The sequence below is a fragment of the Saccharopolyspora hattusasensis genome, from assembly GCF_050972075.1.
GTDB lineage: Bacteria > Actinomycetota > Actinomycetes > Mycobacteriales > Pseudonocardiaceae > Saccharopolyspora > Saccharopolyspora hattusasensis.
The window spans coordinates 4306680-4322747 of sequence record NZ_JBPCDC010000001.1; the positions used below are offsets into that span (position 1 = coordinate 4306680).

The window sequence follows — 16068 nt, forward strand, 5'->3', positions numbered from 1 at the left end:
TAGCTATCTCGGCAGCTCTGTCGAGATCTTCTTGATGAGTGCACGGGAATCCTCGCGGTTGAGCGCGGCCTGGGTAGCGGCCGTGTGGGCGATGGAGTATTCCCGGACGGTCATGGGATCGATGATCAGGTGGGTTGACGTCACAGTCTCCTGCCAGAGCACGGTGGGCAACTGACTGTTCGGGAAGGTCATGAGATAGAAGGCGGAGCCGCCCACCGCCTCGTGTCCTCTCGATGAGAACGGGACGATGCGCAAATCCAGGGTGTCGGGCAGGCTGTCGATGAGAGCAAGGAGGTGCTCAAGTTGAGCCTTGAGCACCTTCGGCCCGCCGATTTCCTGGCGCAGCACGGCTTCTGACATGACGGCGTTGAATCGAAGCGGGTCGTCCCCGGTAAGCCTCAGCTGTCTGGTCATCCGGCAGGCGATTCGACGATCAACTTCTGCCATCCGGAGATTTCCGGTGCTTGCGTCGCTGATCGCTCGTGCGTAGTCCTCGGTCTGGAGCAGACCATTCATGAGGCCGCTGTCGTAGGCGTGCACCGCTTCAGCGCCGTGCTCGAAGCCGAAGAAGCGCAGCAGATCGTTGCCGAAGATGCCGGAGTACTTGGCCCACCAGCCGCGCTGGACCGCTTGCTCCCGCAGAGTTCGAAGTTCCTGAGCCTCGGCGTCCTCGATGTTGTACTCCGCCACGAGAATGTCCAGCTTCTCTGGGACGAGCGTCTTCTTACCGTGCTCGGCCTCAGACAGGTACGCAGAGGTCACGCCGATGAACTTGGATGCTGCGCCGCTGGTCAGCCCGGCTTCCTCGCGGATTTCCCGAAGGCGACGTCCCAGCGCCCAGTTGGCGACTGTCGGGGAGATTGGCGGCATGCTCGGACTCCTTCTGATCACACCTTTGGGTTTACAGGCTGGCTATATAACCGCAAGCTTCGCTAGCATTACTGCTGTCGGTGACGGTATCAGCACGATCCGTCACCGCGCGGCGGTGGCCCCGGCCTCCCCTTTCCCCCGACCCGGGGCCACCGCTTTCCCTTCGGCAGCAAGGAGACGCGATGCACGACATGTTCCAGCCAGCGGGGTTGGTTGCGTACTGGCGGCCGGTTGACGGTGTGCGGCATGGGTTGTCGCCGGTCGAACCGCCGTATCCCGGGCAGGAGCGGGAAACCCTGTGCGGCACGACGGTGACCGTCGTCAAGACGACCGCGATCGACTGGCTCTCCCCGACCCGCACGGCCTGTTGGGACGAGGCCCGGGCTCGCCGCGATGCGGCGGCACGAGAGGCAGGTGCGCAGTGATGACAACCGTTCTTGCCGTGGTGTACGAGCCGGGCAACCTGCTGGTTTTTCTGGGCGTCGTTGCAGCGGTATTCGCAGTGGCCGTACTACTGCCGTTGCGCAGCGGAAATGGTCAGCATGCCCACTCCGGGCCCGGGGCGGTGATGGTGTGGCAACTCGTCGATGCGATATCGGTCGAAACCCCGCATCCCGAGCCGCCTGCCCGCCAACCGCCGGAACCCATCGAGTGGCCGACCGAGGAATACGTCGGCCGCCACCGCCTAGCTTCGAGTTAGGCGGTGGCGGGGGTGTGGCCGCTGCTCAGCGTCCGTCGTTGGACCAGTCTCCGAAGACCGGGGGTGCGGTCTTTTCCATGTCGTTGGTGAAGACGTCCTCGTTCTCCATCAACCAGCCGGGACGCTCATGCTCCTGGTCCTCCTCGCGCTGCGGCTTGCCACGGCCGGCGCCCCCGGCGCCGCCCATGCCACCCGCAGCGCCGCGACCACCGGCACCCGCAGCGCCAGAGCCGCTAGCGCCCGCACCGGAGCCGAAACCACCGACGCCTGCGCGACCACCGGCACCGAGCTGCCCGCCGAGTCCGCGGCCCATGCCACCGCGAGCACCGGCACCGCCGGGGCCGCCGTTCGGTGACGGAGCCCAGCGACCGTTGTAGGGGTTCTGCCGCTCCCACGCGCCGGTCTGCGGGTTCTGCCGGTACAGCGTCCCGTCCGGCCCGCGAACGACACCGGGAGGCAGGCCCGGAAGCTGCCCAGGAGTCGGAGTGGCCCACACCGGAGAAGTACTGGCCGGGGGAACGGAAGGAGCCGGAGGCGCGTAGGAGGGCACGTGGCTGGGAGCCGAAGCCCACGAAGACGAAGTACCGGCCGGAGTGGAGGAAACGCCGCTGCCACTGGTGTAACCGGAGGGAGTGTTCGAGGAGTGCCCGCTGGGAGTCTGCGGGTAGGGGCGCGTGTCCTGCGGCGGAGGCGGTGGGGGCTGGTCGGCGGGCTTGAACTCCGGCATCCGAGCGATGGCGCCCTCGGTTTGCGTCTTGTACCGCTGCATGGCGTCGTTGGCCCGCTGATTGGTTTCAGCGAAGGCTTCCTGGCGTTCTTCGTAGTCGCTCATCCACCCGGTGATCGGGTTGGAGTCCAGCCCCCAGTCTTCAACCCACCCCTTCTGTGGCGGATCGAGGATTGCTTGCTTGCCGCTAGGCAACGTTTCGCCGTGCGCGGGCAGCGCGGTGAAAGTCTCCCGCTGGTAGCCGTTCTGCTCCTCCAGCGCGGAGCGGATGACCTGCGAGGTGTTGGCCGCCGCCTCGGCCATAGGCATTACCTCGGCGATCGAAGCGTTGGCGGCCTCGGCGGCCTTGCCTTCGTGCGCGGCTTCCGCCTTGCGCAGCGCGGCCTCGATCTGGCCGACGAGCTGTGTGAAGTCGTCGGCGACCTTGCCCCACTGCTCCGCGCCGTTGCCCGTCGGTGCGGGAAGGGCGGCGGCGTCGGCAGCACCCCCCATTTGGGTGCGGTACTCCTTGGCCGCGCTGCGGTAGCACGGTTCAAGACCTAAGTTCGGCGTTGTCATTTTGACTGTATTGCTATTTCGCTGCAGGAAGCTTAGGAACGGCGGCCTCCAGTGCGTGCTGCGCGAAACCGCACGGGTCCTTGGTCTTGTCGAAAAAGCTCACTATCGAAGACAGGATCTGGCCGTCCTTGGTAGCAAGGAAGATGGAGCAGGATCCCAGCTTCTGTGGATCGTTCCGGTTTGCGCGTACGGCTGGATGTCCCGCGATCGTCAGCTCTTCAAAGTCCACGAACTGCGACCGGTTGTTCAGATACGACGAAAGAGAACGGTTGGGGATTGCCGTAAAGCTCAGGCGATCACGTTCGTCAAACGATCTCCATCCGCAGGACTGACTTTCAGATTCCGAGAGCTTTTTGCTCTCGGGGTTGAGACCGAGGCTCGTTGCGGCGTCTGGCGGGAGGATGTCGCAGGGTGGGACCGCTGCGGCGTCCTTCGGGTCGCTGATCTTCGGACCGGAGGCTTGGGTGGTCTGCGGCGGTTTCTCCCCGCTGGGGGTCGGTGTGGCTTGGCTGCCGCATGCCGCCAGGAGGGCGGTCATGGCCAGGCTTGCGCCGAGAACGGCACCGCGTTTCAACACGTCACTCCTCGCGATCAACAAAGACTCTCACGCCTGCGGGTTGGTCCGAAGCTGGTCGGCGCTTGCGGCGTCGTCTACCGCGTCGTACTCCCTGAGCGTCGCTTCGTAACCCTCGATCTTCATCGTAAGCTTGTCAGAAAGCGCCTGGGCGAAGGCTTGCAGCGATCCGACGTCGCCGACGGCCCGCTTCTGGATCTCCTCCTTGAACATTTGCGTGGCCCGGTCCCCAGCAGTGAGCTCACCTGCGTCGATGTTTAGGGCGCCGTCGCGCACTTCGTCCACGCGGTCTCGAGCTGCCTTCAGGTCGGCGATCGCTTCGCGCAGCGCGTCAAGGTCTATCCGGAACCCGGTCATGTCTACGTCCCCTCCTCGTGACACCCCTTGGTTGCTGATCCATCCTCTGCGATCACCTCACGTGACGACAGCAGGTCAGACCGGTCAACACTATGGCTCTGGTCACCATATCGAGGTGTCCGGGTTGCCCCGCTGTTCACCGGAATGTCGCAGTCCGTGATCTTGGAACGATTGCACGCCACCGGGTGGAAGGCGCCAGGGCTCTGCCAGACGCACCGGAGCCCATGCCGGGCGTCAAGCCTCGAACGGACCCGTCAGCCGGATTTTCTTAATCGGTCATACGTCCCGGCGACCTGCCCTAGCATCACGATGCCGTGCCGAACGTCCTCTCCGGTTCTCCCGGAACCGGTTGCTGCGCAAGGGGCTCTGTCGAGAAATTTGGGGGTAGGCATTATGCCGCTAGACAACGTTGTGCTTGCAACACTGGACGTTCCCGACAACCCGCAACTGCGGGCTCGGCTGGTCGAACTCACCCGTCCAGACGGCGTGGAACTGCAGCCGGCTAACACCTACGAGGCCTGCGATCCGAGCGGGTTCGGCGGCGACAGGTACGCATCCCCGTCGATTACATTACCGAGCTGGCCAAGATGGCGACCGGTTTCCTGGGGGCTCTTATCTTGATGAGAACGCAGTGATGACCACATCTTATTATCCTCGCACTAGGGATAACGACCCACGAAGCGAGCAGTGCCGTGAAGGTGCTCGTGAGGTCGCGAGAAAGATCTACGCCGCCGTCCAGCCGCAGTGAGGTGTTTCGGGGGTAACGGTTTGTGCCGCTACGTGGCATGCCCCGGCGCATTGGTGGCGGCCCAGGCCGCGAGTTGTTCGAGTTCTTCGACGGTGCTGTGCCAGCTTTCGAGCTCGGATTCGGTCGGGACCGCGGCTCGCCGGGCATGGAGATAGTCGCTGGTGGCCCGGTAAATGCGGCGGGCGCGGCGCACCGTGACCAGCGCCGCGGGCTGGTGCTCCGCTGGCGCGGCTGCGGCAAGAGCCCACAGGCGGGCCTGGATGTTGCTGGTGCCGGGCTTCGTCCAGCCCGGCACATCCCTTGCCGCGGCTTCGAGCCGGATGCGCAGCAGCAGGGCAAGCGCGTGCTTGGTCAGGACTGGGTCCAGCGAACTCGACGAAAGGTCCGCCCACATGGCTGCCCAGGTCTCATTGCTCAGCGCGCACCGCCTCGACGAGGTCGGCGCAGAACTGCTCGAAGTAGTCGATGTCGCGGCGTACGTCGTGAATCGAAAGTTCGCTCAACTCCTCGGCATTCCCGTGTCCGGCGGCATTGAGATTCCGCAGCTTGCCGCCGTCCAGCAGATCCTGGATCAGCGCGCCGCCAGGGTGGCCCTGGCCGATCAGTCCACGCAACTTCTTCAGCGCGGTGCTGGTAGGGCCGGAACGGTCGATCGCCTCTAAGAGCGGGTGCGGACCGGGGTGCCGCCGCGCCCACTCGCGCGCCATCCCGCGCGCCACGGCGTCCAGCGCCTGACGGCAGAAAGCAAGCGACAACGTCGCCACCGTCAGCTCCGTGAGTGCTTGCCCGCTCTTCGTAAGCTCCTTGGCGTCTGTGAGAAGCGCTTGCCACGGGTACGTCACGTCATTGAGCACATGCTCGCCGTCGTCATCGCGGGCGAGTGCCATCCTCGTCGCGGTCGGGATCGTGTCGGCCAGTTCGTTGAGCAGCTGCTCGTTGTGGGTGAACACCACGACCTGGCGGTCCTGCTCGGCCAGCCGCGCCAGATGCCGGCACAACACCTGGATTCTCGTCTCGTCCAGCGCGTGCACTGGGTCGTCCAACACGAGGAACCGGAACGGGCCGGCAGCGTTGCTGCCCAGAAGAACCGACAGCATCAGTGCGTTGAACTGCCCAGCCGACAACGCTCCAGCGGAGGCCAGCCGCTCGCCGAACCGAAGCATCAACTCCGCTCGTTCCGGCTCGCCCAACGTCCCCGTGATGGACATCTGCAAACCAGCGAAACCGGTGTCCGGGAGGAAGTCACGCAGCACCGCCTCGATGTCCGCCGCCAGCGAGCGCACTCGGTTATCCCTGACCTGCTCGTAAGCACCGATCAACCGGTCCAACGCCGCCCGCCAGGTCTCGACGTTGTTCGCGACATCGCCCTGGTCGGCGTGGAAGTCCGCCAGCTGCCGGCAGATCCGGGCTCGGCTCCGGTGCCAGTAACCCGGCACGTCCGCGGTACTGATCAGCGCATCGAGCACCTGCAACACGCGGGCCTCGAAAGAATCATCGGCAAGTAGCTTGATCAGCAGCGGCCACGCTTCGTCGAGCTCGCCGCGCAGCTCATGCCGTCCCCGTAGCGGGCGCACGAGGTGCGTGAGCTCCCTGGCCACCGCGTCGACCCCTGGCAGCTGTTCCGCCGCCTCCAAGGCCAGCCGCACCTCCCCACCGAGAAGCCGGGCGAGCTCGGTCATCAGATGTTTTACCAGGGCGAACTCTTCGTCGATAGCCTGCAATTCCCTGGATGTTCGGGAAATCCCCGGCCAGCCAGTCTCCGTGGCGCACAGCGGGCAGCATGCCTGTTCGCCCCCGGTGGTGGCCAGCAGCTGACGGATCGCGGCGATGGTTTCCCCTGGTGTTTCGCCGATCGGCGCGGCGTTTCGCACGCTGTTTCGCGCCCGGCGGTAGCCGGCCATGGCATCGGCGGTATCGGCGAACGCCTCGGTAAGCCTGATCCGGAGGTCTGGGCGTATCGGGGCGGGCAGTTCGACGACGTTCGAGTCGCCGAAGACCTGCGTGAACCAGTTCCCGACGTCCGCGCCCAAATCCGGCAGTGCTACCGGCTCGGGCGGTTCCACGAGCGGATGCTGCTCGGTCAGTTCGGCATCGAGCGTAGTGAGTTCGGCGGCGACGTTGCGGCGTAGTTCCGCCCACTGCTCCGCGGCGCGCACCGCGACTTCCAACCGCCTGGAGATGTACGCGTGCAAGCTCGACCAGTTGGGCCCCAACGCGAGTGCTTCGGTGCAGAACCGGCTCAGCCGCGCTGCGTCGCGCAAGTGGTGGTTCAGCTCGTCATAGCTGATCACTGGACGGTGCGCGGCGACCGTCTCAGCCCAGCGCGAACCGAGGACATGCCGCTCGGCCTCGGCTGTTCCCGGCATGCTCCAGCTGGCGGTACATCGCTCCGCCGGCTGCGCATCCGCGGTCGGGGCAGGCCCGAGTCGCCAGTTGAGCTTCAACTGATGCGCCTTGTCGCCGAGCAGTTCCACGTCCACCGCAGCGCTGGTGACATCGTGATTCAGCGGCTGCTGCCTGCGGAGATCGTCGTGCACGAATGCCGGGCAGTGCCGGATACCGCCATGCAATGTCACTCGAAGACCATCGGAAAGGCTTGATTTGCCCGCGCCGTTCTCGGCATGCACCAGAACTACATTGCCCGGTCCCGGAATGCGCCAGACGAACGGCTTGGCCACGCCGCGGAACCCGGTTATGCGAAGCGTGCGCAGCTGCCACCGATCCAGCACGAGGGCATCGTTGATCTCGCTGTCACCCAGCTCCTGGTGGTTGCGGCATTGCTGGACGGCCACCCGTAGTGCCTCGCCAACGCGGTCCACCTGACCAGCGGGAAACAGCAGGTGACCGATCCTGGTGAAACTCATGGCATGCCGCAAAACGGAACCTTCCCCCATTACTCTTGATCGCCAGTAGAGTACGGAGAGAGACGACAGCACACTAACGAGTCGCCAAGATCCGCTCGATCGTACGAGGGCGATCGAGCTCTGGGGGAGGTCTGCACCGTGCTCGATGAATCCGGGCTCGACGAATCCGGGCTCGACGATTCCGGCCGGACAGCGCGCGGAAAGCGCCCGCAACACGCCGAAACCGCCTGAGAACCGGAGCTCTTGCAATGCTGCCCTCACTGCTGGCCGAGGAACTCCAGAAGCGACTGATCTCCTACCTCGCGACCACGTTCGAACTTGCCGATGACGACGCCCGCAAGAGCCTGGAGCGATTCCTCAGCGACCCGGAAACCAGCATCTTCTCCGGACCGTTCCTGCGGGCGCGGTTGCCGTTCCGGCCGGCGAGCGAGGGCTGGCAGAGCCACCTCGCCTTCGTACCGGATGGCTTCCAGCCCTACCGGCACCAGGCAGCCGCGTTCGCGCGGTTGACCAGCAAAGACCACCAGCCCGAGCCGACGATCGTCACCACCGGCACCGGCTCGGGTAAGACGGAGTCGTTCCTGTTCCCGGTGCTGGACCACTGCCGCCGGCAGTGCGCGGCGGGCAAACCGGGAATCAAGGCCCTGATCCTCTACCCGATGAACGCCCTGGCCAACGACCAGGCCACCCGCATCGCCAGGCTGGTGGCGCAGCACCCCGAGCAATACGGCGAGATCACTGCCGGTCTGTTCACCGGCGACTCCGGCCAGCACCGGTTCATGGGGCCGGACCACATCATCGAGAACCGGGGCGCACTGCGGGCCAACCCGCCGGACATCCTGCTCACCAACTACAAGATGCTGGATCGCCTGCTGCTGCGCCAGGACGACATCGGACTGTGGGACGGTGCCGCGGAAAACCTGCAGTACCTGGTGCTCGACGAGTTCCACACCTACGACGGGGCGCAGGGCACCGATGTGGCCCTGCTGCTGCGTCGGCTCGGTATGGCACTCGGCATCAGTCGAGACGGTCAACCACTCGGATCGGTGGCACCGGTAGCGACGTCGGCGACGCTTGGCGACGGAACGCGCGCCGACGAACTGCTGAGATTCGCCGAAACCGTATTCGGCTGCCCGTTCACCGAGTCGGCACTGGTTCGCGAGGACCGGTTGACCACCACGGAGTGGATCGGCACGGTGTCCGATGCGGATGCCGTGCCGGTCGGTCGCATTCCGCTGCTCTCCGAGATCGACGAGCTGATCCCGGACGATCGGGAAGTCGAATACGAGCAGCTGGTCCAAGCGGCGATCACGGCGTTCTTCGAGCTCGGCGAGGGGGCCGAACTCGGTCCCACCGAGCTGAGCGCCGCGCTCAAACACCACCCGCTGACCGCGGAGGTGGTAGCGGCCGCCGCTGAACCGACGACGTTCGACCATGCGCTCCGCAGCTTGGGTGCGGTCGCACCCACCTGGGTGAGCGCCCTCGACGGCGGCGAGGCGGACAGCGCGCGAAGGGCGTTGTCCACCTTCGTCGCCCTGCTCTCACACGCCCGGACCGGCAACGGCGACCAAGCCCTGCTGCAGGTTGAAACGCAGTTGTGGGTCCGCGAGGTCACGCACCTGATCCGTTCGGTCGACAACGTTCCGACGTTCCTCTGGTACGACGACAACCCCGGCGCCGAAATGGATCGGTTCCTGGCAGCGGTGTTCTGCCGGCACTGCGGCCGGGGCGGCTGGGGAGCAGCGCTGGCCGGAGCAGCGGGCAACCAGCTGGACGACCGGGTGAAGAAAGCCTGGAAGCTGTCCGTAGCGAAAAGCGATCGCTTCCGGGCGTTCCTGCATGCCGCCGGAGAGGCGGACGCAACACCGGAGAAGGTCGCCTGGCTCGACCCGGTGACCTTGGAAGTGCTGTGGAAGCAGCCGGATCACCACGAGGAATGTGTACCGGTCGTCACCACCGAACCGAGCGATCTGAAGGCGGCAGCGGACGGCAAATGCCCGTCCTGCGAGAAGACCGACGGCATCCGGTTCCTCGGCTCCCGGGTGTCGACGCTGACATCGGTGGCGCTGAGTCACTTGTTCGGGCACGCGGGCATTCCCGAGCAGGAAAAGAAGACGCTGGTCTTCACCGACAGCGTGCAGGACGCGGCACATCGCGCCGGATTCATCGAATCCCGTGCCTACGCCTTCAACCTGCGGTCCGCGCTGCACCGCGCGGTCCGGGCCAACGGAGTTCGGCTGGACCAGATCGCCGGGAACCTGATCGGCGATGTCGCCGGGCCCGGGAACCGGGCCGCCCGCTACGCGTTGCTCCCGCCGAACACCACCGATCTGCAGGGATTCAAGAGCTTCTGGGCCGAGAAGCGGGTTCGCAACACCGCCCGGGTCGAAGCCCGCATGGACTTCGCGGCCCACCTGGAGTTCGGGCTCAACTCCCGGACCGGCCGCACGATGGAACTCACCGGCACGATCAGCGTGCTGGTCGACACCGACAACGAAAAGAGGTTCAAGACCCGGGTCAGCCAGGTGGTCGCCGAGCACCGGCCGGCCGACCTCGAACTGGAAACGGGTTTCGCCGCGCAGGAGTTGGCGTGGGCACGTGGCATCCTCGAACGGATCCGAACCCAGGGCGCGATCGGGCACAAATTCCTGGACCGCTACATCCATGCAGACGGCAATCGGTGGCCGATCTGGGGCGGCCGGGACCGGCGGACCGGTATGCCCGCGTTCCACAAGAACCGTCCGGCACCGGCGTTTCCCACCGACGCGGCGCGGTCGGAGCAGTTCGACAGCATCGTCGCACCACGCACTTGGTTCACCTGGTGGACTCACCGGTGCCTGGGCGTGCCCGAAGTGGACGCGCCCCGCCTGGTCCACGCGTTGTTCCGGATGCTCGCCGACGAAAGCATCCTGCAACAACGGACGACCAAAAACGGTGCCACCGTATACCTGATTCCCCCAGACCGGATCTGGCTGGACCGCACCGACCTGGCCGATCTCGCGGCCGGGCGCAGCATGTTGCGTTGCCACGTGTGCCAAACGCGGACGCCGGTTCACCCGGACATCGCCAGCCAACTCGCCGACGCCCCGTGCCTGCGCAAAGGGTGTGGTGGGCGACTACACCCGCACGCCGAGACCGACAACTACTACCGTACGTTCTACAACTCCGAACGGGTCCGGCGAATCGTCTCCCGTGAGCACACCGCCTTGCTGAGCAGGGACCAACGAACCGAGGTCGAGCGGGAATTCAAGGAAAGCACCGAGCCGAACGCGCCGAACGTGCTGGTCTGTACGCCGACCCTGGAGCTGGGTATCGACATCGGTGATCTCGGCGCCGTCGGTCTGACGTCCTTGCCGCGCGCCACGGCCGGTTACCTGCAACGAGTCGGGCGGGCCGGGCGGCGCAGCGGCAATGCCTTCGTGGTGGCGATCCTGCCCGCTCGCCCAACGGAGCTGCGCCACTTCGGGGAACCGCTGGACATGATCGCGGGCGAAGTCGTCCCGCCGGCCTGCTACCTCGATGCCGAAGAGATCCTGCGTCGCCAATACCTTGCATCGCTGATCGACCGCTCTGCGGCACGGTCCCGCACCAAGTGGGCACAACCGAAAACCGTGCCGACCCTGCTCAAAGACGGCCTGGCCCAAGGCCGATGGTTGCGCCGGTTGCTCGACGACGCGCGGGCCAACGCCGAGACCTACGTGACTGAGTTCCTGGAGACACTCGGTAAACGCGTCACGGACGGGACCGCTGCCGCACTGCGGGACTGGGCAGGCGCTGCCAGCTCTGGCGAGGTGCCCGGCATCGAGCGCACGGTGCAAACCGGTGTGATGCGCTGGGCACGTGAGCTCAACGAGCTCAACAGCCGGATCGCGGACCTCGACGCAGTTGCCGAGGAACTGAAGGCCAAGCGCGACTTGCTGGAAGGCGAGGCACGAACCGACTTCCAGCGGGTCACCGGCGAACGCAAGGCCGCGCGGCGGCTGCGCCGGGACGTCTACGAAGGCAACGACTGGGTCGGCGCGCTGGAGTCGCTCGGCCTGCTGCCCAACTACACGCTGCTCGACGACCGGACCCGGCTCGACGTGAGCCTGTGGTGGATCGACGAGGAAACCACGAAGCCGGAGATCGAAGAGTGCCAGTACGAGCGCGGTAGCCGTACTGCGCTGTCCGAGCTTGCTCCCGGCGCAACCTTCTACGCCAGCCGACGAGCGGTGCGCATCGACGCGGTCGACGTGGGCAGCGAGCACAACAGCCTGATCCAGCGGTGGCGTTTCTGCCCCGCCTGCGGCTGGTCCGATCCGGATGACGCCCCGCAGGCATGCCCCCGGTGCCACAGTGAGCACGCGGCGGATTCCGGGCAGCGGCTCGACGTGGTTGCGTTCCGCCGTGTCTCGGCTTTTGCGGCCCTCGACGAGTCGCGGTTCGGCGACGAGGACGAGGAACGCAAGCGGACCGCGTTCGAGATCGCCACCAGCGCCGACGTTGCCCCGGAGGACATCCGTGACGCTTGGCAGCTACGCGCGTACCCCTTCGGCGCCGAGTTCTGCCGCAAGATCAGGATCAGATGGTTCAACCTTGGGCTGCTCGACCGCGGTGGCGCTGGCATGCGCATCGCCGGCGAGGAGTATTCGGCACCGAGGTTCCAGGTGTGCACCGGCTGCGGTGTTGTGCCGGCGGCGCAGGGCAAAGACCAGAACGAAGTCCGGCACCGTGGTTGGTGCCCGCAACGCAGCGAACCGGACCCGGCCAAGTGGGCGAACGTTGCGCTGATGCACGAGTTGCAGACCGAAGCGCTGCGAGTGCTCGTGCCGCCCATCGTTTTCGCCGATGACGCACAGTTGGTGTCCTTCACCGCTGCGCTCAAGCTGGGCTTGCGCGGCGTGCTCGGTGGGAGGCCGGATCACCTGGACGCCTTCTGTTGCGTCGAGTCGGGCAGCCAGGGGCGTCGACAGATGGTGGTGCTGCACGACCAGGTCCCCGGCGGCACCGGCTATCTGACCCGGTTCACCGATCCGGAGAACCTGTTGAAGCTGCTGGAAAAGGCCAAGGAGACGCTGGAGAACTGCGGTTGCGTCAACACGACCCACTTCGCCTGCCACCGCTGCCTGCTGTCCGTGGGGCACGTCGACGATGTGGAACTGCTTTCCCGCGACCGGGCGCTTGGCATCATCAACGACGTGCTTGAGCACTGGGACCCGGTCGAAGGCACCGGCGTGCACCAGATCAGCACGACGATCGATGAAACCCACATCGAACGTCGCTTCCGGGCACAGCTGTACCGGTGGGCCCAACAGCACAAGCTGCGCCCGCAGCTCAGCGCAGGCACCTACGGGGACAGCCTCCGGTTCGCCGTGGACGAGCGGGACGGCCACCGGAACTGGATCGTCGAACCCCAGGTGAACATCGATAACGTGGTCAAGCCGGATTTCGTCATCTCGCCGGTGGACTTTTCCACGCCGCGCATCGCTGTGTTCTGCGACAGCGTTCGGTTCCACGCCAGCGCGGAGCACAACGTGACGACCGCCGACGCGCGCAAGCGGGCCATCTTGCGGGAACGTGGATATCTCGTCTGGGCGGTCACCCATCAGGACATGGAGGAGTTCGAGCGGGTCCTCGCCGGGGCCAAACCCAACCCGCTGCCTTTCCTCACCGCCGGCCAACGGAACCAGGTTGTGGCTAGCGCGAACCGAACCTCGGGCTTGGGGAGCATGGCCGCGCGCAAGGTTGTCGGTGACGCGATGACCCTGCTCACCGCATATCTCGTCAACCCGGACCGCGACCACTGGCGCAATGTCGCGCAGGCTGTCGCCGGTGGTTTGGTGGCGAGCTGCGGCAAGGCAGGAATGACAGCTGCGGACAAGGCAGACCTGCCGCGGATCGTCGTGGAACATGGCCGAGGAGCGCCGATTCCGCCGCCGAGCGGACCGCAGCCGGTTGCGTTGACCGAAACCGCGAACGACGCTGGAGTAGTCGTCCTCCCGGTCGCGAAGACCAAAGACCTCGCGGTGCTCCTGGTGCTCAACGATGCGGCGGACAAGGTTGGTTCGCCGGCTCATGCCGCTGCCTGGCGAGACTGGCTCGCCACCGGCAATGTCCTGCAATTCCTCGACCGGGAGCTACCCCGGTTCGCTGCCGCGACGACCAGCAAGCAGCTCGAACCGGATGAAATCCCGGGGGCGGCGGCGGCCGAGCCACGCTTCAACGCCGATTGGCGGCTCGTCATCGACGTAGCGGAAACCGAGCTGCGGGAACTCTTGGTCGCGTTGGCAACGCGGGACGTCGCGCCACCGCTGCCGGGCGACGAAAGTCCAGACGGGGCGTGGCAGATCGACCTGTCGTGGCCGGAGGAGAAAGTTGCCGTGTTGGTCGAGGAATCCGCCGACCGGATAGCACAGCTCCGCGAACACGGCTGGCGGGTAGTTCCCGCCGATGCTGAGAAGATCATCGAGGAACTCCAGCAAGTATCGGGAGGCGCGCGTTAAATGGCGATGGTCGTCATGCACAAGGACTTCCAGGCGGGCTACAAGCTGGACGGCTCGCTGAAGAAGAACGCCTGGGACCTGATGCTCAAGCTCTCCTCGAGCGAGAACAGCAACGGGCTGAACTTGAAGATGCCGCAAGGCGCGATCGACCGGCGAGTGCGCGTAGCGCGCGTAAACGACAACTTCCGCGCCGTGCTGTTCGACGCGAGCAATCCCGGCGAGGCTTCCTATGTGCTCGTGGCGATCAAGCCGCACGACCTCGCTTACCAGTACGCGGCAACGCTGAAGATGCAGGTCAACCCCATGAACGGGGTTTTCGAGGTGCTCAAGAGCGCCGATGCTGAGCCGGTCGCCGTTGAACCGCCGACCGCGGCGCGGCCCGTTGCGGACGACCGTCCGTTGCTGTTGCCGTTCCAGTCGGCAGAGCTCATCGGCCTCGGCATCACCGAGCGGATCGCGGGCCGCGCGGTGCAGGTGCGCGACGAGGACGAGCTGCAGCGGATCTGCGTCGATGCGCCGTCGTGGCAGGGCAGCGCGCTGCTGGACCTGGCCTTCGGCGCGTCCCTGGAGGATGTGCGGCGGACCTATACCGTCCTTGCCTCGGAGACGGACCGCAGTGGATCGCACGAGTTCGGCAACGGTGCATCTGACCCTGGGCAGCTGCGCGAATCACTGCAGCGACCCGGTTCCCAGATGGACTTCGTGGTCTTCTCCGACGACGAACACATGCGCCGCATCCTGGAAGGCGATTTCGAGGCGTGGCGAGTATTCCTGCACCCTGAGCAGCGCTCGGTCGCCTATCACCCCGGCTGGAAGGGAGCTTTCCGCATCACCGGCGGTGCGGGCACGGGTAAGACCGTCGTTGGCATGCACCGGGCGGTGTTCCTCGCGAGACGGTCGAACGTACGCGTGCTAGTGACGACCTTCACCCGGAACCTGGCAGCGGAATTGAAGCGGCAGCTTGCTCAACTGGCCGAGCCTGAAGTGCTCAACCGAATCGACGTGCGCCACATCGACCAGCTAGCCAGGGAGGTCGTGCTGCGGGCAAAAGGGCACCGGACGCCGCTGCGCAGTAACGACGAGCGCCGTTGCTGGCTGCAGGTCCTCGGTCAGATGGACCTGACCGAGGCGGATCGGCAGCTGCTGACCCCGGACTTCCTCAGTCGCGAATACGTCCAGGTCATCTTGGGGCGCGGCGTTCGAAGCCGTGACGAGTACCTGAAGGTTTCCCGGCCCGGGCGCCGGGTTCGGCTGAACCGGTTGCAGCGCGCTCGCATCTGGTCGGTGGTGGAGGAGTTCGAACGCCAGCTGTCATTGGACGACAAGACCACCTTCGGCAAACTCATCGCCGAGGCCGCCGAGATCGTGGCCGACCAGCGGACACTGGACACCCACCGATACGACCACGTCGTGGTCGATGAGGCGCAGGACCTCAGCCCGGCGCACTGGCGACTGTTGCGTGGCGTGGTTCCGGTCGGGCTGGATGACCTCTTTATCTGTGAGGACGCGCATCAGCGGATTTACGGCGACCGGGTCGTGCTGAGCCGCTATGGGATCGAAACCCGGGGCCGGTCGCGAAAGTTGACCTTGAACTACCGGACCACCAGCCAAGTTCTGCAGTTCGCCAGGCAGGTCCTGGGCGACGAGGCGTACCTCGACCTCGACGAGGAAACCGACTCGACGGAGCGGTACCGATCGCTGTTGACGGGGCTGCGGCCGCGTTACCGGGGCTTCCGCAACGAGACCGATGAGCAGCGCTTCATCGCGCAGCAGATCGCTGAGTGGAAGGAAGAGCCCGGCGAGCTTGGAGACATCGCGGTGCTGGCCCGGACCGGAAAAATCCGGGACAAGTTCGCGCGGGCACTTCGAGAAGCCGACATCCCCGTAGTGATCGTCGAGGACGGTGACGCCTCGACACGGCGAGACGCCGTGCATGTGGCCACCATGAATCGCGCCAAGGGGGTCGAGTACCAGCGGGTGGCGGTTGTCGGTGCCGACGCAGGCACGGTTCCTCTTGACTTTGTGCTGGACCAGAGCGCCCCGGAAGAGCAGGACGACGTCAGGCAGCGCGAACGCTGCCTGTTCTACGTCGCCTGCACCCGGCCTCGTGACCAGCTCCTGGTCACCTGGACTGGAACTCGCACACCGTTCCTGTCGTTCCTACCGGAAGCTCCAGCCGAGGCGTGAG

General features: G+C 65.8%; 10 protein-coding genes. 4 read left to right on the forward strand and 6 right to left on the reverse strand.

What is annotated here, in order from left to right; all coding sequences use genetic code 11:
• Positions 1 to 3 precede the first annotated feature (3 nt).
• A complete protein-coding gene (locus tag ACRXBZ_RS20290) occupies positions 4 to 870 on the reverse strand; it encodes a helix-turn-helix domain-containing protein (RefSeq protein WP_433880426.1) in 867 nt (288 codons plus the stop codon).
• Between the two features lie 182 nt (positions 871 to 1052).
• Between ACRXBZ_RS20290 and ACRXBZ_RS20295 the strand changes: the two genes are divergently transcribed.
• Both ACRXBZ_RS20295 and ACRXBZ_RS20300 read left to right on the forward strand, forming a co-directional pair.
• A complete protein-coding gene (locus ACRXBZ_RS20295; RefSeq protein ID WP_433880427.1) occupies positions 1053 to 1295 on the forward strand; it encodes an HC3 family zinc finger protein in 243 nt (80 codons plus the stop codon).
• Positions 1295 to 1570, forward strand: a complete 276-nt coding sequence (locus ACRXBZ_RS20300; RefSeq protein ID WP_433880428.1) for a hypothetical protein — start codon at positions 1295 to 1297, stop codon at positions 1568 to 1570. The genes ACRXBZ_RS20295 and ACRXBZ_RS20300 overlap by 1 nt, the downstream gene beginning before the upstream one ends.
• A gap of 25 nt (positions 1571 to 1595) precedes the next feature.
• Here the strand turns inward: ACRXBZ_RS20300 and ACRXBZ_RS20305 are convergent, their stop codons facing one another.
• The 5 genes from ACRXBZ_RS20305 to ACRXBZ_RS20325 all read right to left on the reverse strand — a co-directional run bounded on the left by ACRXBZ_RS20305 (position 1596) and on the right by ACRXBZ_RS20325 (position 7398).
• On the reverse strand, positions 1596 to 2789 hold the full coding sequence (locus tag ACRXBZ_RS20305; RefSeq protein WP_433880429.1) for a hypothetical protein: 1194 nt from the start codon (positions 2787 to 2789) through the stop codon (positions 1596 to 1598).
• 79 nt (positions 2790 to 2868) lie between these two features.
• Positions 2869 to 3432 (reverse strand): DUF3558 domain-containing protein, encoded by a 564-nt coding sequence (locus tag ACRXBZ_RS20310; protein WP_433880430.1) that lies wholly within the window; start codon positions 3430 to 3432, stop codon positions 2869 to 2871.
• Positions 3433 to 3459: 27 nt separating this feature from the next.
• Complete coding sequence (locus tag ACRXBZ_RS20315) at positions 3460 to 3786, reverse strand: hypothetical protein (protein ID WP_433880431.1); 327 nt, start codon at positions 3784 to 3786, stop codon at positions 3460 to 3462.
• A gap of 776 nt (positions 3787 to 4562) precedes the next feature.
• Entirely contained in the window at positions 4563 to 4928 is a 366-nt protein-coding gene (locus tag ACRXBZ_RS20320; RefSeq protein ID WP_433880432.1) for a hypothetical protein, read from the reverse strand.
• Between the two features lie 13 nt (positions 4929 to 4941).
• Positions 4942 to 7398 (reverse strand): hypothetical protein, encoded by a 2457-nt coding sequence (locus tag ACRXBZ_RS20325; protein WP_433880433.1) that lies wholly within the window; start codon positions 7396 to 7398, stop codon positions 4942 to 4944.
• 248 nt (positions 7399 to 7646) lie between these two features.
• Between ACRXBZ_RS20325 and ACRXBZ_RS20330 the strand changes: the two genes are divergently transcribed.
• Positions 7647 to 13880, forward strand: a complete 6234-nt coding sequence (locus ACRXBZ_RS20330; protein ID WP_433880434.1) for a DEAD/DEAH box helicase — start codon at positions 7647 to 7649, stop codon at positions 13878 to 13880.
• The gene (locus ACRXBZ_RS20335) at positions 13881 to 16067 is read left to right on the forward strand and encodes a 3'-5' exonuclease (RefSeq protein ID WP_433880435.1); all 2187 of its coding nucleotides are present in this window, start codon (positions 13881 to 13883) and stop codon (positions 16065 to 16067) included.
• Position 16068 lies beyond the last annotated feature (1 nt).